At 57.0% G+C, this 18,980-nt stretch carries 19 protein-coding genes; 10 read left to right on the forward strand and 9 right to left on the reverse strand.

Annotation, left to right across the window (positions count from 1 at the left end; all coding sequences use genetic code 11):
- Positions 1-76 precede the first annotated feature (76 nt).
- On the reverse strand, positions 77-703 hold the full coding sequence (locus tag ASD60_RS08560; RefSeq protein WP_056853598.1) for a response regulator transcription factor: 627 nt from the start codon (positions 701-703) through the stop codon (positions 77-79).
- Between the two features lie 551 nt (positions 704-1,254).
- On the opposite strand from ASD60_RS08560, the gene ASD60_RS08565 reads away from it, so the two are divergent.
- Positions 1,255-1,896, forward strand: a complete 642-nt coding sequence (locus tag ASD60_RS08565; protein ID WP_056853599.1) for a hypothetical protein — start codon at positions 1,255-1,257, stop codon at positions 1,894-1,896.
- Between the two features lie 138 nt (positions 1,897-2,034).
- Here the strand turns inward: ASD60_RS08565 and ASD60_RS08570 are convergent, their stop codons facing one another.
- Positions 2,035-3,252 carry an argininosuccinate synthase gene (locus ASD60_RS08570; RefSeq protein ID WP_020799894.1) on the reverse strand — a complete coding sequence of 406 codons (1,218 nt, stop codon included), beginning with the start codon at positions 3,250-3,252 and terminating at the stop codon, positions 2,035-2,037.
- 129 nt (positions 3,253-3,381) lie between these two features.
- Positions 3,382-4,287, reverse strand: a complete 906-nt coding sequence (locus ASD60_RS08575) for a flagellar protein MotY (RefSeq protein WP_056853600.1) — start codon at positions 4,285-4,287, stop codon at positions 3,382-3,384.
- A gap of 159 nt (positions 4,288-4,446) precedes the next feature.
- On the opposite strand from ASD60_RS08575, the gene pyrC reads away from it, so the two are divergent.
- A complete protein-coding gene (gene pyrC, locus ASD60_RS08580; RefSeq protein ID WP_020799892.1) occupies positions 4,447-5,493 on the forward strand; it encodes a dihydroorotase in 1,047 nt (348 codons plus the stop codon).
- On the forward strand, positions 5,490-6,167 hold the full coding sequence (rnt, locus tag ASD60_RS08585) for a ribonuclease T (protein WP_056853601.1): 678 nt from the start codon (positions 5,490-5,492) through the stop codon (positions 6,165-6,167). Before pyrC ends, rnt begins: the two co-directional genes overlap by 4 nt.
- Before the next feature lie 81 nt (positions 6,168-6,248).
- Here the strand turns inward: rnt and ASD60_RS08590 are convergent, their stop codons facing one another.
- Complete coding sequence (locus tag ASD60_RS08590) at positions 6,249-6,851, reverse strand: peroxiredoxin (protein ID WP_007971324.1); 603 nt, start codon at positions 6,849-6,851, stop codon at positions 6,249-6,251.
- A gap of 302 nt (positions 6,852-7,153) precedes the next feature.
- Between ASD60_RS08590 and ASD60_RS08595 the strand changes: the two genes are divergently transcribed.
- On the forward strand, positions 7,154-7,372 hold the full coding sequence (locus ASD60_RS08595; RefSeq protein ID WP_056853602.1) for a bacterioferritin-associated ferredoxin: 219 nt from the start codon (positions 7,154-7,156) through the stop codon (positions 7,370-7,372).
- 198 nt (positions 7,373-7,570) lie between these two features.
- Complete coding sequence (gene bfr / locus ASD60_RS08600) at positions 7,571-8,047, forward strand: bacterioferritin (protein WP_056853603.1); 477 nt, start codon at positions 7,571-7,573, stop codon at positions 8,045-8,047.
- Positions 8,048-8,161: 114 nt separating this feature from the next.
- On the opposite strand, the gene grxD is transcribed toward bfr, so the two are convergent.
- From grxD to ASD60_RS08615, 3 genes are all read right to left on the reverse strand, one after another.
- Positions 8,162-8,503 (reverse strand): Grx4 family monothiol glutaredoxin, encoded by a 342-nt coding sequence (gene grxD, locus ASD60_RS08605; RefSeq protein WP_056853604.1) that lies wholly within the window; start codon positions 8,501-8,503, stop codon positions 8,162-8,164.
- 97 nt (positions 8,504-8,600) lie between these two features.
- The gene (locus ASD60_RS08610) at positions 8,601-10,709 is read right to left on the reverse strand and encodes a molybdopterin oxidoreductase family protein (protein WP_056853605.1); all 2,109 of its coding nucleotides are present in this window, start codon (positions 10,707-10,709) and stop codon (positions 8,601-8,603) included.
- A 134-nt stretch (positions 10,710-10,843) separates the two neighbouring features.
- Positions 10,844-11,134 (reverse strand): hypothetical protein, encoded by a 291-nt coding sequence (locus ASD60_RS08615; RefSeq protein WP_056853606.1) that lies wholly within the window; start codon positions 11,132-11,134, stop codon positions 10,844-10,846.
- Between the two features lie 407 nt (positions 11,135-11,541).
- Between ASD60_RS08615 and argF the strand changes: the two genes are divergently transcribed.
- Positions 11,542-12,462, forward strand: a complete 921-nt coding sequence (gene argF / locus ASD60_RS08620; RefSeq protein ID WP_056853607.1) for an ornithine carbamoyltransferase — start codon at positions 11,542-11,544, stop codon at positions 12,460-12,462.
- On the forward strand, positions 12,459-13,568 hold the full coding sequence (locus tag ASD60_RS08625) for an ABC transporter ATP-binding protein (protein WP_056853608.1): 1,110 nt from the start codon (positions 12,459-12,461) through the stop codon (positions 13,566-13,568). The genes argF and ASD60_RS08625 overlap by 4 nt, the downstream gene beginning before the upstream one ends.
- Positions 13,569-13,682: 114 nt before the next feature.
- Here the strand turns inward: ASD60_RS08625 and ASD60_RS08630 are convergent, their stop codons facing one another.
- Positions 13,683-14,465, reverse strand: coding sequence for a PhzF family phenazine biosynthesis protein (locus tag ASD60_RS08630; protein ID WP_056853609.1), 783 nt, complete (start codon positions 14,463-14,465; stop codon positions 13,683-13,685).
- Between the two features lie 102 nt (positions 14,466-14,567).
- Complete coding sequence (gene ybaK / locus ASD60_RS08635; RefSeq protein WP_056853610.1) at positions 14,568-15,038, reverse strand: Cys-tRNA(Pro) deacylase; 471 nt, start codon at positions 15,036-15,038, stop codon at positions 14,568-14,570.
- Positions 15,039-15,376: 338 nt separating this feature from the next.
- Here ybaK and ASD60_RS08640 point away from each other — a divergent pair, with 338 nt between their 5' ends.
- From ASD60_RS08640 to ASD60_RS08650, 3 genes are all read left to right on the forward strand, one after another.
- The gene (locus ASD60_RS08640) at positions 15,377-16,228 is read left to right on the forward strand and encodes an MIP/aquaporin family protein (RefSeq protein WP_056853611.1); all 852 of its coding nucleotides are present in this window, start codon (positions 15,377-15,379) and stop codon (positions 16,226-16,228) included.
- A gap of 75 nt (positions 16,229-16,303) precedes the next feature.
- Complete coding sequence (gene glpK, locus ASD60_RS08645; RefSeq protein WP_056853612.1) at positions 16,304-17,809, forward strand: glycerol kinase GlpK; 1,506 nt, start codon at positions 16,304-16,306, stop codon at positions 17,807-17,809.
- Positions 17,810-17,904: 95 nt separating this feature from the next.
- Positions 17,905-18,660: a DeoR/GlpR family transcriptional regulator gene (locus ASD60_RS08650; RefSeq protein WP_056853613.1), complete on the forward strand. Its 756-nt coding sequence runs from the start codon at positions 17,905-17,907 to the stop codon at positions 18,658-18,660.
- Positions 18,661-18,980 lie beyond the last annotated feature (320 nt).

Consider the following 18,980-nt stretch of genomic DNA (forward strand, 5'->3'; position numbering starts at 1 on the left):
CCCGAAACGGAGGCTTTTTGCTAAATGCTGAACCGTGACAAGTGCCCGCTTATCCGGTGTCGTCAACGCTGCGCAATCAGACAAGCCCATTGCGCTGAGCCAGCTCGATCAGGTCGACCAGAGAGCGCGCATTAAGCTTCAACAGCAACCGCGTCTTGTAGGTACTGACGGTTTTGTTGCTGAGAAACATCCCATCGGCAATCTCCTTGTTGGTCTTGCCCCGAGCCAGCTGTTGTAGAACCATCATTTCCCGCCCCGACAGGCGATCCACCATATCGGCTTCGCTGGCGTTGCCCAAACTGGCACGCACGGTGTGCAATGCTTGATTGGGGAAGTAACTGTAACCGGACAGAACAGCCTTTATTGCACTGAGCAACTCCGTCAGGTCCTGTTGCTTGCAAACATATCCGGCAGCGCCGGATTGCATGCATCGCATGGAGAAATGCCCAGGTGCCTGTGAAGTCAATATCAATACTTTCATCGGTAAGGCTGCCGAACTCAATCGTGCGATAACTTCCAGGCCATCGAGTTTTGGTATTCCAATATCCAGAATGACAATGTCCGGCATTTGTTCACGGGCAAGTTGTAATGCATCCACACCATTGTCTGTTTCAGCAACGACTTCGTAGCCATGACGTTCCATCAGCATACGTACCGCAAGACGAATGACGGGATGATCATCCACGATCAGCACTTTATTCATGGGCAAGTCCAATTTCGCTGTTCGAATTTTTAGAGCCCGCACAATAGCCTAGTCGTTTCCCCCATGGCATGCCGCGCCCCCCGGGCATCTACAGCGAAAGACATTCCCTACAAACATCGCGGATTAGTCTTACAAAAAACCCTCGAACTCCGCCTCTGGAAAACTGTATCCGCATTGTGCATGTGTTTTTTCAACGGTGGTTTTTTGTATCAATTCACAACAAACACAAACCTTTATCGACTCTATTTTTTTCCCGCCGAACACAATCTGCCCCTCCATCCCCCTCAACGCAACAGATACTTTTAGTGCCAAACACTGAAAAAGGAAAGATCGCACAGGAAGTGCCACTCACCCTTACAGAAAAATTCAAGAATTGAACAACCATTAAAACAATACAACCCACACCGAAACAAACAGGGTATATTTTTAAAAACCAGCAACGAACCTTTTTAAGGGACTACAGCCAATCAACCGCAATAAACCAACCACTGCAATACAACCCATAAAATTTCAATCCATTAGAGAATAGACAACCAATATGAGTACAACACATGAAAATTCCCAAAAAAAGAATCGCAAACCCCATTACCGTTATCGCCATATTCGCAACACTGTCTGAAACTTCAGCAGCAGTGATATTACCTTTACTGGATAACAGAGAAAGGGAGATCTATATTTGGTTCTTGATAAGCTTTCCCTTTTATTTGCTTCTTCTTTTCTTTGCGACACTCAACTTCAATTATCGATCGTTGTACGCGCCTTCGGACTATGAAAAGGGCGAGCATTTCATAGAAGCCCTTGGTGAAATGGATAACCGGGAAAATGAGGCAACAGATGTTCCGCCTGCATCTCGCTCTCCCAACGCACAATCCCCTCCCGACGACATCGACTCGCGGCAAACCGCAGGCGAACAACGTATTCGACTGTCTCAGCCAGCAAATAGCCTGCAGATCATCGATGCACGTCAACTCAACAAGACAATCGAATTCAGTGCCTTGTCCCAGGCCATAAAAAAGCCACGGGAAAAACACTGTCAGGCAGTTTTATTTATCGCGGATACAGAATCGGAAAAATGCCTCAAGGAAGGCGCACTCAACCTTTTAAAGCAGACAAGAAAACGCAGCAACGCTACTTTTTATGTTGTTTACAATTTATGTTCAAAGAGAGTGACAGTTCTTGAATCTTGCCACTGACGTACACCACACGACGGTGATGAAAGCGGAGGGAGGTACCCGACAACGTGATATTGAGATTTCAGATAAAAAACAGCATCTGCAAATTTGTGGCCTCCTCGATGAGGAGGCCACAAATTCATTTCCGACTCAAAGGTCTCAGAACAGCTTGCGACCCTTGTTGGCTGCAATGCGCATACGCAGGGCGTTAAGCTTGATGAAGCCTGCCGCGTCGGCCTGGTTGTAGGCGCCGCCATCTTCTTCAAAGGTAGCAATGTTGGCGTCGAACAGCGACTCATCGGACTTGCGGCCGGTGACGATGACATTGCCCTTGTACAGTTTCAGACGCACGACACCGTTCACGTGGGCCTGGGACGCATCGATCATCTGTTGCAGCATCAGACGCTCAGGGCTCCACCAGTAACCGGTGTAGATGAGGCTGGCGTACTTAGGCATCAACTCGTCTTTGAGGTGAGCGACTTCGCGGTCCAGGGTGATCGACTCGATCGCACGGTGGGCGCGCAGCATGATGGTGCCGCCAGGGGTTTCGTAGCAGCCACGGGACTTCATGCCCACGTAACGGTTCTCGACGATGTCGAGACGACCGATACCGTGTTCACCACCAATACGGTTCAACGTCGCCAGAACGGTGGCCGGAGTCATTTCGACGCCGTCCAGCGCAACGATGTCGCCGTTGCGGTAGGTCAGTTCCAGGTACTGCGGCTTGTCAGGAGCCTTTTCCGGGGAAACGGTCCAGCGCCACATGTCTTCTTCGTGTTCGGTCCAGGTGTCTTCCAGCACGCCGCCTTCATAAGAGATGTGCAGGAGGTTGGCATCCATCGAGTACGGCGATTTCTTCTTGCCGTGACGCTCGATCGGGATCGCGTGTTTTTCCGCGTAGTCCATCAGCTTCTCGCGGGACAGAAGGTCCCACTCGCGCCACGGAGCAATCACTTTTACGCCTGGCTTCAAAGCATAGGCGCCCAGTTCGAAACGAACCTGGTCGTTGCCTTTACCGGTGGCGCCGTGGGAAATGGCGTCAGCGCCGGTTTCGTTGGCGATTTCAATCAGTCGCTTGGCGATCAGCGGACGCGCGATGGAAGTACCCAGCAGGTACTCGCCTTCGTAAACGGTGTTGGCGCGGAACATCGGGAACACGAAATCGCGCACGAACTCTTCGCGCAGGTCGTCGATGTAGATTTCTTTGACGCCCATGGCCTGAGCCTTGGCGCGTGCAGGTTCAACCTCTTCGCCCTGACCCAGGTCAGCGGTGAAGGTCACCACTTCACAGTTATAAGTATCCTGCAGCCACTTGAGGATCACCGAAGTGTCCAGGCCGCCGGAATACGCCAGAACGACCTTGTTTACGTCCGCCATGCCATCACTCCACGGGGTTCTACGGAAAGCCGAGAAGTCTACCGCTCATGCAGGATAATTTACAGTGGCGCGACAGCTTATGACGACGAAGCGACAGATTATGTCGAGAGCGCGACGATGACCGTAGAGTCAGGAAGTCGTTGAAGTGGCCGGTTTCACGGCTTGAGGTGCCACCTGCTCGGGTGGTGCTCCCCGTTCCAGACGTATGGTCACACGACGATTTCTCGAACGATTGGCGTTGTTGATATTGGGCGCCAACGGATAGGCTTCGCCGTGAAAGCGCAGGGTGATCTGCGACTCCTGGATCCCGTTGGCCTTGAAGAACTCCATCACAGCCAAGGCTCGACGTCGTGACAGGTCGCGATTGGTCAGGCGGTTACCGCTGTTGTCGGAATGGCCGTCAAGTTCGATATGGTTAACCGTCGGATCAGCCTTCATGTACTCCAGCATCACCCGGAGCTTGGCTTTCGCTGCCGCATCCAGATCGATACCGCCACCGGGGAAACCCACTTCGGATTGTTTGACCTGATCGAAATTCTGCGGCAACAATTTGGCCACACAGCTTTGGTAATCGGCGAATGCCTTGTTGAACCTGACCGGCAACAAGCGTACTTCCGATACCCGACCATCCGCCGAAGAATGCCGTACCACAGGGCTGCGACCGTCAATCAGGCCGCTGATCAGCCGTCCGGCCTGCGCTTGTGAACTGTTGAACAGCACGTTGCCGCTGCCGATTCGAACGGAGCCGAGATTGATGTCACCGCGCCCCGGTTGCCACGGCGCAGCCGCCGCCAACAGCGTGGCCGAGCCTCCACCCAGCATCGCGTTATAGGCATTCAGACGAAACGTCGCCTGCTCGCCAGCGCGTCGCACGAATTGCCCTGAGCCGAAATCGGTGATCGGCTGGGTCAAGCGGCACTCGAACTTGTCACCTTCGACCGTCCACTCAATGCTCTCCAGACGAGTCTGGAAAGTGAGCGCCATCGCGGGAAGGCTGGCAAACACACTGAGCAAGGCTAAATAACGCTGGCGCACGGGAGGCTCCACTGGCTTCTACAACAAAAAGACCGACACACAGATGTTTACGGCATACCTGTTGGATATCGGAAGCTTCCTGCAAAACTTGATAGCGAGTGCCTGCAAGTGTCTTTTCCGGTAGCATTCCCCTCAGTTTGACCCGCCTGGAATCCCCTCATGTCCGACCGCCTGACCCTGCTGCGTCCCGACGACTGGCACATTCATCTTCGCGATGGTGCCGTGTTGACCAATACCGTTGCGGATGTCGCGCGCACCTTTGGTCGCGCCATCATCATGCCCAACCTGGTCCCTCCGGTCCGCAATGCGGCTGAAGCCGACGGCTATCGCCAGCGGATTCTCGCTGCCCGCCCGGCCGGCAGCCCGTTCGAACCGCTGATGGTCCTGTACCTCACCGATCGCACCCAGCCTGAAGAAATTCGCGAGGCCAAGGCCAGCGGTTTCGTTCACGCCGCCAAGTTGTACCCGGCCGGCGCGACCACCAACTCGGACTCTGGCGTCACCAGTATCGACAAGATTTTCCCGGCACTGGAGGCCATGGCCGAAGTCGGAATGCCTTTGTTGATCCACGGTGAGGTCACCCGCGGCGATGTCGATGTCTTCGACCGCGAAAAAATCTTCATCGATGAGCACATGCGCCGTGTAGTCGAGCGTTTCCCGACGCTCAAAGTGGTGTTCGAACACATCACCACCGCTGACGCCGTGCAGTTCGTCAACTCGGCCTCGGCCAACGTTGGCGCGACCATCACCGCGCATCACCTGCTGTACAACCGCAACCACATGCTGGTGGGCGGGATCCGGCCGCACTTCTATTGCTTGCCGATCCTCAAGCGCAACACCCATCAGGAAGCCCTGCTCGACGCCGCCACCAGTGGCAGCGAGAAATTCTTCCTCGGTACCGACTCGGCGCCCCACGCCCAGCATGCCAAGGAAGCCGCCTGCGGTTGCGCCGGTTGCTACACCGCTTATGCAGCGATCGAGATGTACGCCGAAGCGTTCGAACAACGCAATGCACTGGACAAGCTCGAAGCCTTCGCCAGCCTCAACGGCCCGCGTTTCTATGGCCTGCCGGCAAACACCGATCGCATCACCCTGGTCCGTGAAGAATGGACTGCCCCAACCAGCCTGCCGTTTGGCGAGCTGACCGTTATCCCGCTGCGCGCCGGTGAAAAACTGCGCTGGCGCCTGCTGGAGGAACACGCGTGAGTGAAGACCATTTCGACGACGAACAGGAAGGCCAAGGCGGTGGCGGTGGTTCCCGTCACCCGATGGCCGCACGGTTTCGTGGCTATCTGCCAGTTGTCGTCGACGTAGAAACCGGTGGTTTCAACTCGGCCACCGACGCCCTGCTGGAAATCGCCGCAACCACCATTGCCATGGATGAAAAGGGTTTTGTCTACCCGGATCACACCTACTTCTTCCGGGTCGAGCCTTTCGAAGGCGCGAACGTCGAAGCGGCAGCGCTGGAGTTCACCGGGATCAAGCTCGATCACCCTCTGCGCATGGCCGTGAGTGAAGAAACTGCCCTGAACGATATCTTCCGCGGCGTGCGCAAGGCGCTCAAGGCCAATGGCTGCAAGCGGGCGATTCTGGTCGGCCACAACAGCAGCTTCGACCTGGGCTTCCTCAACGCTGCGGTCGCGCGCCTGGACATGAAACGCAACCCGTTTCATCCATTCTCCAGCTTCGACACCGCGACCCTCGCCGGTCTGGCCTACGGTCAAACTGTGCTGGCCAAGGCTTGTCAGGCGGCGGATATCGACTTCGACGGTCGCGAGGCTCACTCGGCTCGCTATGACACCGAGAAAACCGCCGAACTGTTCTGCGGCATCGTCAATCGCTGGAAACAAATGGGTGGCTGGGAAGATTTCGACGACTGATAGCTCGCCGCCCCCCCATAAAAAAACCGGCCTCTAAGGCCGGTTTTTTTTTATCTGCTTTTTAAAGCTGGAGCGTGCGCCTTACAGTGCGGCAGCGTGCTCGGTCAGGTAAGCCGCAACGCCTTCTGGCGAAGCGTTCATGCCTTTGTCGCCTTTTTTCCAGTTGGCAGGGCAGACTTCGCCGTGCTCTTCGTGGAATTGCAGAGCGTCGACCAGACGCAGCAGCTCTTCCATGTTACGGCCCAGCGGCAGGTCGTTGATGATCTGCGAACGGACAACGCCTTTGTCGTCGATCAGGAAAGCGCCACGGAACGCTACGCCGTCAGCGGACTGAACGTCGTAGGCCTTCATGATTTCCTGCTTGATGTCGGCAGCCATGGTGTAACGGACTTCGCCGATACCGCCATTATTGACCGGAGTGTTGCGCCAGGCGTTGTGGGTGAAGTGCGAATCGATCGAAACCGCGACCACTTCAACGTTGCGTGCCTTGAACTCAGACATGCGGTTGTCCAGAGCGATCAGCTCCGACGGGCAAACGAAGGTGAAGTCCAGTGGGTAGAAGAACACCAGGCCGTATTTGCCTTTGATGGCCGACGACAGGGTGAAGCTGTCTACGATTTCGCCATTGCCGAGTACGGCCGGTACGGTGAAGTCAGGGGCTTGTTTGCCTACGAGTACGCTCATTGGATATCTCCTGGTGTAGAAACGTGAATAACAAGGTTTGCGCCAGCCTGCCACTCTCAGGCGACAGCCCTGTGACACAAATCCGTTGCGCAAAGACCGGCCATCATACACTGCGTGTTTGGCCTGTCCTCAACGGTTTTTCCTGCTGGCGTAAAATTGCAGGAGCAAAATCAGCGCCTGCGCAGTGAAGAAAAACCGTTCGTCAGCCCTGGAGAAATGTTGCCTCAAAGCACTTTGACAATCATTCTCGTTAACATTAAGATCCATCGCATTCGAGCATAAACAAGCGACGGTCTTCTCTTATGTATGTTTGCCTCTGCACTGGTGTCACCGACGGTAAAATCCGCGATGCGATCTATGAAGGATGCTGCAGCTACAAAGAAGTCCGTTTAGCCACAGGCGTTGCCAGTCAATGTGGCAAATGTGCCTGCCTGGCCAAGGAAGTGGTCCGTGAAACCCTGATGGAACTGCAAACCGCGCAAGCTGCGATTCCTTTTCCCGCAGAATTTACCGCCGCCTGAATATCCCATTTCAAAGAACCGGACTGATGTCCGGTTTTTTTATGCCTGAAAATCAACCAGTTAGATGCTAGACGCGGAACACAAACATTCTTATTCCGATTAATTTTCATATATTATTCAATAACTTAGGTTTGACACTCTTAGTTGTGCGGCTCAAACTCTGCCTTATAGACAGCTAATAAAGGGCAGGACCCCATCATGAAAGGCGACATTACAGTCATCCAGCATCTCAACAAGATCCTTGCCAATGAGCTGGTCGCGATCAACCAATACTTCCTGCATGCACGGATGTATGAGGATTGGGGTCTGAACAAACTCGGCAAACACGAGTATCACGAATCCATCGATGAGATGAAGCACGCGGACAAGCTGATCAAGCGCATCCTGTTCCTCGAGGGCCTGCCGAACGTGCAGGACCTGGGCAAGCTGCACATCGGCGAGCACACCAAGGAAATGCTTGAGTGCGACCTGCGTATCGAGAAAACCGGTCACGCCGATCTGAAAGCCGCCATCGCGCATTGCGAGAAAGTCGGCGACTTCGGTAGCCGTGAACTGCTTGAAGACATCCTTGAGTCCGAAGAAGAACATATCGACTGGCTGGAAACCCAACTGGGCCTGATCGACAAGATTGGTCTGGAGAACTATCTGCAATCGCAGATGGGCGAAGACGAGTAAGTTCGACGCGATTAATTGCGATGCAATAAAAAGCCCCGTTCTCTTTTGAAGAAGCGGGGCTTTTTTGTTCTTGCTCGTTGCAGGAGCTGAGCTTGCTCCTACAAAGATACGAGATCAGGCTTCGCTTTTTGGAGCAGCAGCCTTGGCAGCTGCATCCTTGATCAGCGCCTGCAGCGAGCCGTCGGCGGACATCTCGGTCATGATGTCGCTACCGCCGACCAGCTCACCAGCAACCCACAGCTGCGGGAAGGTTGGCCAGTTGGCGTATTTTGGCAGGTTGGCGCGGATTTCCGGGTTCTGCAGGATGTCCACGTACGCAAACTTTTCGCCACATGCCATCACGGCCTGCGCGGCTTTAGCGGAGAAGCCGCACTGCGGGGCATTCGGCGAGCCTTTCATGTAAAGCAGAATGGTGTTGTTGGCAATCTGCTCTTTAATCGTTTCGATGATATCCATGGAGCACCTCGGCTGAACTTTCCGACTCATGGGTCGGCACGGTGGCGCATTGTAACGGAAAGCCGAGCGCCCTGCTCGGTCTCTCCGTCAGATACGATCAGGCCGCTGCCACGGTCACCGGGACGCCATTGAGCGCCGCATTTCCGGACAATTCATCGAGCTGACATTCGTCAGTCAGGTCGTTGGCACTGGAGCCCGGCTGGCCACTGGCAATCGTCATTTGCACGCCTGGGCGCGCATGGCCCCAACCGTGCGGAAGACTGACCACGCCTTTCATCATATCCAGACTGCCGAGCACCTCCACTTCAATTACCCCGACCCGTGAACTGACCCGCACACGCTGCCCGTCACTCAAGCCCCGACTGGCCAAATCATCGGGGTGCATCAGCAACTGATGGCGCGGCTTGCCCTTCACCAGACGATGATAGTTGTGCATCCACGAGTTATTGCTGCGCACATGGCGACGGCCGATCATCAGCAACTCATCGGCTGCCGGGGCCTGGAGTGCGCAAAAGCGCGCCAGATCAGCAAGGATCGCGGCAGGTGCGGCCTGAATCCGTTGGTTGGCGGTTTTCAGACGCGACGCCAGGTTTGGCTTGAGCGCCCCCAGATCAACGCCATGGGGATGGTCGAACAATGTCGCCAAGGACAGTTTTTGCTCTGACGCATCGCCGTACAGGCCCATGCGCAGACCACGATCGATCATCTGCGCCGGAGCGATGGTGGGTTTGAGCTCCTTGCCGGTCTTCGCGGCGAATGCCTGGGCCAATCCGACGAAAATCTCCCAGTCATGCAGCGCACCTTCGGGTTTGGGCAGAATTGCACGATTGAACCGGCTGACATTGCGCACGGCGAACATGTTGAACGTGGTGTCGTAGTGATCGTTTTCGAGCGCCGAGGTGGACGGCAGGATCAGGTCGGCGTATCGCGTGGTTTCATTGATGTACAAGTCGACACTGACCATGAACTCCAGTCCATCCAGCGCTTGTTCCAGCTGTCGGCCATTGGGCGTCGACAACACTGGATTGCCCGCCACGGTAATCAGCGCACGGACCTGCCCTTCGCCCTCGGTCAATATTTCTTCGGCCAGCGCTGATACCGGCAGCTCCCCGGCGTACTCCGGACGCCCGGACACCCGGCTCTGCCACAGATTGAAATGCCCACCCGAAGTAGAGGCCACCAGGTCGATCGCCGGCTCGGTGCACAAGGCGCCGCCAACACGATCGAGATTACCGGTCACCAGGTTGATCAACTGCACCAGCCAGTGGCAAAGCGTGCCGAACGCCTGGGTCGAGACGCCCATGCGACCGTAGCAAACCGCGCTTGGCGCAGCGGCAAAGTCCCGCGCCAGTTGGCGGATCTGCTCGGCTGGCACCGCGCAAAGCGGGCTCATGGCTTCGGCGGTGAATGTCGCGATTGCCTCGCGAACGTCATCCAGACCGTCAACAGGCAAGTGACTGTCACGGACCAGTCCTTCAGCGAACAACGTATTGAGCAGGCCGAACAACAGCGCCGCGTCGCCGCCAGGACGCACGAACAGATGCTGGTCGGCGATCGCCGCCGTTTCACTGCGTCGAGGATCGACCACGACCACTTTGCCGCCTCTTGCTTGAATGGCTTTCAAGCGCTTTTCCACATCCGGCACGGTCATGATGCTGCCGTTGGAGGCCAGCGGATTACCCCCGAGGATCAGCATGAAGTCGGTGTGATCGATGTCTGGAATCGGCAGCAACAAACCGTGGCCGTACATCAAATGGCTGGTCAAATGATGGGGCAACTGGTCAACCGACGTTGCTGAAAACCGGTTACGGGTTTTCAGCAAGCCGAGAAAGTAATTGCTGTGGGTCATCAACCCATAATTGTGCACGCTGGGGTTGCCTTGATAGACCGCCACTGCGTTTTGTCCGTGACGTTCCTGGATTGCCGCCAGCCGCTCGGCGACAAGTTTGAAGGCGTCTTCCCACTCGATGGGCTGCCATTCGCTGCCCATCCGTCGCATCGGTTTATGCAGGCGATCAGGATCGTTCTGAATATCCTGCAGGGCGACAGCCTTGGGGCAAATATGCCCACGGCTGAACGTATCCAGAGGGTCACCCTTGATCGAGGTGATCTGCAGGTTGCCGGCGTCGGCCTCGGTGGTTTCGATGGTCAGGCCGCAGATGGCTTCACACAGGTGGCAGGCACGGTGATGGAGAGTCTTGGTCATGGCCAGTCTCTGTCTTGTTCTGAGCGGGCAATGTCGGCCGCGGAAACAAAACTATGGCGCCTGCCCCGCAACCGCGCCAGCGACGTTCATCTTGTGAATCGGTGACCATCAGGCCAGCCGATGGCCGTTGTCGATCAGCTTGACGGCAGCCTCGGTGGAGCCTGCGACTGGATTTCCTGGATGGTTTCGATCTGCTCGTGGGCGACATGCACCCCGGTCAGTTCGCCAATCAATCGCCAGTGATCGTCGAGCCCGGCACTGATGGTGGCCATGCGGTCGATCATCCGCCGACCAGCGTCGCGGGTAGTCTGATCGTTGCTGCGCAGCAGTTCGAAAGACATCGAAGTCATCGACGCGGTCAGGTGCGTCAGGGAGCGGGCTGTAAGGCCAAGCAATTCCATAAGTTGCTGTTCTTTCGATTCCATTGCGGTGGCTTCCTGCGTCGCTCGTGACTTATTTATAACCCAGCACTTTGCATTAGCAAATATTTCAGATCAGACGTACTGTTGCGAAATTCAGCGAATATCCAGGCGCAAACCGACCCACAATGCGTTATCCGCGCCCCGTTTGATTGCCAAGCCGCGCAGGCCCGGTGTACAAATGGCCCGCTGCTGTCAGGAAACAGGCTTCAAATGCGCGACTGCGGTCATCCCGTAGCCCCTCTGAAATCCCCTAAAAACCGTAGCCCTATTGGTAAGACGCGACATTTAATTATAAGATCGCGCCTTCCCCTATTTCGTCGCCCCGTGCGGCTTACGCCGCAGGTCTCGCCCGTTGTTCCGTCAAACAAGGCTTTGAGCATCTGCGGTTTGTAGCAAAAAGGTAGTCAATGATGAGCGCAAGGCACTTTCTCTCCCTGATGGATTGCACGCCCGAAGAGCTGGTCAGCGTGATCCGTCGAGGCGTTGAGCTCAAAGACCTGCGTAACCGCGGCGTACTGTTCGAGCCCCTGAAAAACCGCGTGCTCGGGATGATTTTCGAAAAGTCTTCGACCCGCACCCGCATTTCCTTCGAAGCCGGCATGATCCAGCTCGGTGGCCAGGCGATATTCCTGTCGCCCCGTGACACCCAACTGGGCCGCGGCGAACCGATCGGCGACTGCGCCATCGTCATGTCGAGCATGCTCGATGCGGTGATGATCCGCACCTTTGCCCACAGCAATCTGACCGAGTTCGCCGCCAACTCGCGCGTACCGGTGATCAACGGTCTGTCCGACGACCTGCATCCTTGTCAGTTGCTGGCCGACATGCAGACCTTCCTCGAACACCGCGGCTCGATCCAGGGCAAGACCGTGGCCTGGATCGGCGACGGCAACAATATGTGCAACAGCTATATAGAAGCGGCGATCCAGTTCGACTTCCAGTTGCGCGTTGCCTGCCCGGAAGGTTACGAGCCCAACCCCGAATTCGTGGCCAAGGCTGGGGACCGGGTGACCATCGTTCGCGATCCGCAAGACGCCGTACGCGGCGCCCACCTGGTGAGCACCGACGTCTGGACCTCGATGGGCCAGGAGGAAGAGACCGCCAAGCGCCTTCAGCTGTTCGCGCCCTACCAGGTCAACCGCGCACTGCTCGACCTGGCCGCACCGGACGTGCTGTTCATGCATTGCCTGCCTGCGCACCGCGGCGAAGAAATCAGCGTCGACCTGCTCGACGACGCACGCTCGGTCGCCTGGGATCAAGCTGAAAACCGCTTGCATGCACAAAAGGCCCTGCTCGAGTTTCTCGTTGAGCCGGCGTATCACCACGCATGAGCCAGCCATTACTGCTCAACCTGCGCAACCTCGCCTGCGGTTATCAAGACCAGCGTGTGGTGCAAAACCTCAACCTGCATTTGAACGCCGGTGACATCGGTTGCCTGCTCGGTTCTTCAGGCTGCGGCAAGACCACCACCCTGCGCGCCATAGCCGGTTTCGAGCCGGTGCACGAAGGTGACATCCAGCTGGCAGGAGAAACCATCTCCAGCGCCGGTTTCACCCTCGCGCCGGAGAAGCGCCGGATTGGCATGGTGTTCCAGGACTACGCATTGTTTCCGCACCTGAGTGTGGCCGACAACATCGCCTTCGGGATTCGCAAGCATCCGCAAAAGGATCGCGTCACCGAAGAGTTGCTGGAGCTGGTCAACCTCAAAGGCCTCGGCAAGCGCTTCCCCCACGAACTCTCCGGTGGTCAGCAGCAACGCGTTGCCCTGGCCCGCGCCCTGGCGCCCGAGCCGCAGTTGCTGTTGCTCGACGAACCGTTCTCCAATCTCGATGGCGAACTGCGCCGCAAGCTCAGCCACGAAGTGCGCGACATTCTCAAGGCCCGTGGCACCAGCGCGATTCTGGTGACCCACGATCAGGAAGAAGCCTTCGCGGTCAGCGATCATGTGGGTGTTTTCAAGGAAGGACGGCTGGAGCAGTGGGATACGCCCTACAACCTCTATCACGAACCGCTGACGCCCTACGTGGCCAGCTTCATCGGCCAGGGGTACTTCATTCGTGGCCAACTCAGCAGCCCGGAGTCGGTGCAAACCGAGCTGGGCGAGTTGCGCGGTAACCGGGCCTATACCTGGCCGGTAGGCGGCGCAGTGGACGTACTGCTGCGTCCGGACGATATCGTTTATGCACCAGACAGCGCATTGAAGGTACGAATCGTCGGCAAGTCTTTCCAGGGCGCATCAACGCTCTATCGCCTGCAATTGCCGACCGGTACCCAGCTGGAGTCGATCTTCCCGAGCCATGTCGATCAACAGATCGGTGCCGAGGTGGGCATTCGTGTCTCTGCCGAACACCTGGTGCTATTCCAGGCGAGCGGCAGTATGGCGGCGCAGATTCCGACCGTTGAATCGGGTGTGCGGCGGTACAGCAGCGTTAGTTAATCAACACCTTCCCTGTAGGAGCGAGCCTGCTCGCGATGACGGTTTCACATTCAACAACAATGTTGGCTGATGTACCGCTATCGCGAGCAGGCTCGCTCCCACAACGGATTTGCATTAGCCCAGCATCAGCGTGCCGCTGGCCACCAGCGTTGCATTCCCGCCTATCTTCACCCGATCCCCTTCCAGCCGGCAGAACAACTCCCCGCCCCGCGCCGAGCACTGGTAAGCCGTCAAACCCGACTTGCCCAGACGTTTCGACCAATACGGAATCAGGCTGCAATGGGTCGATCCGGTCACCGGGTCTTCGTTGATGCCAATCGCCGGCGCGAAGTAGCGCGAGACGAAATCATGTTTGCTGCCCCGGGCCGTGACGATGGCGCCCAGCCACGGCAGTTTTGCCAATGCGGCCATGTCCGGTTTGCAATCGAGCACGGCCTGCTCAGACTCCAGCACCACGAACAATTCATTCGAGCCGAGCACGTCTACTGCTTCCACGCCGAGCGCACGCTCGACATCAAGGGTCACGCCCACTTCCGACGGGATGATCGTCGGAAAATCCAGCCACAAACGTCCACCCTCGCGACTGACGCTCAGTGGGCCTGACTTGCAGGTGAAGTCCAGGCGCTCGACCGGTTCCTTGTAGATCTCGAACAAAACATGGGCACTGGCCAACGTCGCGTGCCCGCACAGCGGGACTTCGGTGGACGGGGTAAACCAGCGGATGTGCCAGCCCAGCCCTTCTCGTACGACGAAAGCCGTTTCGGCAAGGTTGTGTTCGGCGGCGATCTTCTGCATCAACTCATCGGCAAGCCAGGCGTCCAGCCGATAGACCATTGCCGGGTTGCCGCTAAATGGTTGATCGCTGAACGCGTCGACCTGATGAAACTCGAGTTGCATAACCATCTCCCTGTGTCAGATCGTCGAGCATGAGGTCGCGGGGAAAAACGCACCAGTGACAGAACAGCCCGATTTTCCCCATACAGCGACGTATCCAGCCCCTCAGGTGCGGCCGATGTCGGCGAACTTAGCCTGAGTATGTTCGGCCAGCACCGCCGGGGCCAATTCGACCTCCAGGCCACGCCGACCGGCACTGACGAAAATGCTCGCCAAGGGCTGGGCAGAATTGTCTATAAATGTGCGCAAGCGCTTCTTTTGCCCCAGCGGGCTGATCCCGCCCAGCAGATACCCCGTAGCGCGTTGCGCAGCTGCGGGGTCGGCCATTTCGACTTTTTTCACCCCGGCGGCGTGGGCCAGGTGTTTCAAATCCAGGCTGCCGCCAACTGGCACCACCGCCACCAGCAATTCACCCTTTTCACTGGCCGCCAGCAAAGTCTTGAACACTTGCGCCGGGTCCAGTCCAAGCTTCTCTGCAGCCTCCAATCCGTAAGACGCAGCTTTCGGATCATGTTCATAACTGTGCACCCGGTGTTCGGCGCGAACCTTTTTCAGCAAATCCAATGCGGGGGTCATGGCAGCTCCAGACTGGGAGGCAGTAAAAAAATCTTGCGCGGAATTCTAGGACATTGATACGCAAAAGGCTCTATCCCGGTGCCGGTTGAACAGGCCACCAATCAGCACCCGTTGGGATCATTCACAGGATTAATAGTTTATTTGTGACCAATGGTTCACTTTCGACCTTTGACAGCAGTGTTTCTTGTCTATATTTTTTCGTTTATGAAACTGTACGAAACGTCTTACCGCAGTGCCCAGCTGTAAACCGGGACAGGATGGGGATCCTGCCTTGGGGAAAAATGCGCTCTGACCATGATGGAATGAAAGCGCCAGACAAGAAAAAAAATGAGGTTTCAATGACTACCGCTTTACAACAACCGTCCCTCTCGAGCCAATGCATGGCCGAATTTTTAGGTACTGCGCTGCTGATCTTTTTTGGTACGGGTTGTGTTGCCGCGCTCAAGGTCGCGGGCGCCAGCTTCGGCTTGTGGGAAATCAGCATCATCTGGGGCGTCGGCGTGAGCATGGCCATCTACTTGACCGCCGGGGTTTCCGGCGCGCATCTCAATCCAGCCGTCAGCATTGCACTGAGCATTTTTGCCGATTTCGAAAAGCGCAAACTACCGTTCTATATCTTTGCCCAGATCGCTGGCGCCTTTTGCGGTGCCCTGTTGGTGTACACGCTGTACAGCAACCTTTTCTTCGATTTCGAACAAACTCACCACATGGTTCGCGGCACCCAAGCCAGTCTTGAACTGGCCTCGGTGTTTTCCACGTTTCCCAACCCCAGCCTGACCACGGCGCAAGCGTTCCTGGTGGAAGTGATCATCACCGCCATCCTGATGGGCGTGATCATGTCGCTGACCGACGATAACAATGGCCTGCCCAATGGCCCGCTGGCGCCGATCCTGATTGGCTTGTTGATTGCGGTCATTGGCAGTTCGATGGGGCCGCTGACCGGTTTCGCGATGAACCCTGCGCGCGACTTCGGCCCCAAGCTGATGACTTTCTTCACGGGGTGGGGCGATATTTCCTTCACCGGCGGTCGCGATATTCCGTATTTCCTGATTCCGATATTTGCACCGATCGTCGGTGCCTGCCTGGGTGCAGCCGCTTATCGCGGCTTGATCGCCCGCCATCTACCGAGCACCGAGCCCGCAATGAAGGAAGCAACACCGGCCATTGACGGCAAACCGAGAATTTCTTGATACCGTTGGCGCATGATCCTGCCGAACAGATCGCGCGCCAGAACTCGCTCCCATATTTCGTCCAAGGCAATCGACATGACCGACACTCAGAATAAGAACTACATCATTGCCCTCGATCAGGGTACGACCAGCTCCCGCGCGATCATTTTCGACCGCGACGCCAACGTGGTCTGCACCGCCCAGCGGGAGTTCGCACAGCACTACCCGCAAGCCGGCTGGGTCGAACATGACCCGATGGAGATCTTTGCCACGCAAAGCGCGGTGATGGTCGAGGCGCTGGCGCAAGCCGGCCTGCATCACGATCAGGTCGCGGCCATCGGTATCACCAACCAGCGTGAAACCACGGTGGTCTGGGACAAGAACACCGGGCGTCCGATCTACAACGCCATTGTCTGGCAGTGCCGACGCAGCACCGAAATCTGCCAGCAGCTCAAGCGCGATGGCCATGAGCAATACATCAGCGACACCACGGGCCTGGTCACCGACCCGTACTTTTCCGGCACCAAGCTCAAATGGATTCTCGACAACGTCGAAGGCAGCCGTGAGCGCGCGCGCAACGGTGAATTGCTGTTCGGAACCGTCGACAGCTGGCTGATCTGGAAATTTACCGGCGGCAAAGTGCATGTCACCGACTACACCAACGCCTCGCGCACCATGCTCTTCAACATCCACACCCTGGAGTGGGATACGAAGATGCTGGAGGTGCTGGATATCCCCCGGGAAATGCTGCCGCAAGTGAAGTCGTCATCGGAAATCTACGGCCAGACCAAAAGCGGCATCGCCATCGGCGGTATCGCCGGCGATCAGCAAGCGGCGTTGTTCGGCCAGATGTGTGTCGAGGCCGGTCAGGCCAAAAACACCTACGGCACCGGCTGCTTCCTGTTGATGAACACCGGCGACAAAGCCGTGAAATCCAACCACGGCATGCTCACCACCATCGCCTGCGGCCCGCGCGGCGAAGTGGCCTATGCGCTGGAAGGCGCGGTGTTCAACGGCGGCTCCACCGTGCAATGGCTGCGTGACGAGTTGAAGATCATCAACGACGCCCACGACACTGAATACTTCGCCAACAAGGTCAAGGACAGCAACGGCGTGTACCTGGTGCCGGCCTTTACCGGTCTTGGCGCTCCCTACTGGGACCCGTATGCCCGTGGCGCGCTGTTCGGCCTGACCCGCGGTGTACGCGTGGATCACATCATCCGTGCCGCACTGGAGTCGATCGCCTACCAGACCCGCGACGTGCTCGATGCCATGCAGCAGGATGCCGGCGAACGTCTCAAAGCCTTGCGCGTGGACGGTGGTGCTGTGGCGAACAATTTCCTCATGCAGTTCCAGGCCGACATTCTCGGTACTCAGGTCGAGCGCCCGCAAATGCGTGAAACCACGGCGCTGGGTGCCGCTTACCTGGCCGGCCTGGCGTGTGGCTTCTGGGGTAGCCTGGAAGAGTTGCGCGGCAAGGCTGTGATCGAGCGCAAGTTCGAACCGACCCTGGACGAAGCGGCGAAGGAAAAGCTTTACGCCGGCTGGAAAAAAGCGGTCAGCCGCACTCGCGATTGGGCCTCTGAAGACGAAGCTGAATAAGCCAACCAGCAGACTCGCATCTGTATGTAACTGGCAGGGAGCGGATTCCTGCGGCATCATGGGCAAATTTTGCACGGCAGCCCAAAGGACGCCCCATGAATCTGCCTCCCCGTCAGCAGCAAATCCTCGAACTGGTTCGCGAACGCGGCTACGTCAGTATCGAGGAAATGGCCACGCTGTTCGTTGTTACTCCGCAAACCATCCGCCGCGATATCAACCAGCTCGCGGAAGCCAATTTGCTGCGTCGTTACCACGGCGGCGCGGCTTACGACTCCAGTGTCGAAAACACCGCTTACGCCATGCGTGCCGATCAGATGCGCGATGAAAAGCAGCGTATCGGCGAAGCCATTGCCGCACAGATCCCGGATCACGCGTCGCTGTTCATCAACATCGGCACGACGACCGAATCCATCGCCCGCGCCCTGCTCAATCACAACCATCTGAAGATCATCACCAACAACCTGCATGTGGCCTCGATGCTCAGTGCCAAGGACGACTTCGACGTGCTGCTGACCGGCGGCAACGTGCGGCGTGACGGTGGCGTGGTGGGTCAGGCCAGTGTCGATTTCATCAACCAGTTCAAGGTCGACTTCGCCCTGGTCGGGATCAGCGGCATCGATGAAGACGGCAGTTTGCTGGATTTCGATTATCAGGAAGTGCGGGTGTCCCAGGCGATCATCGCCAATGCCCGACAAGTGATCCTCGCCGCCGACTCCAGCAAATTCGGGCGCAACGCCATGATTCGCCTGGGGCCGATCAGCCTGGTCGATTGCCTGGTGACCGATCAGCAGCCTTCCCCGGCGCTGGCGCAGTTGTTGAGCCAGCACAAGGTTAGATTGGAAGTCGTTTAAGCACCCCCCTCCCCTGTGGCGAGGGAGCTTGCTCCCGTTGGGCTGCGAGGCAGCCCTTCCACCATTCAATCGAGTTCCCTCAGAATCATCGGATCAGCCGTCAATGCGACGGCTTCGCCGCCGAGCGGGAGCGTGCTCCCTCGCCACAAAAGCCCTCCGCTAACGCTTCAATGTTCGTAAATTTTCCTTTCGCCGCCCTTCGATGAGTATTTTCAATCGAAGCTGACTGGCTGTGCGCATCTTTATGGGCTAGTATTTTCGCAAATGAACATTTATGTTCGTAATCAAATACAGAAAATCAAAAACACCCGAGGCCTTAG

Source organism: Pseudomonas sp. Root562, assembly GCF_001427125.1.
Lineage (GTDB): Bacteria > Pseudomonadota > Gammaproteobacteria > Pseudomonadales > Pseudomonadaceae > Aquipseudomonas.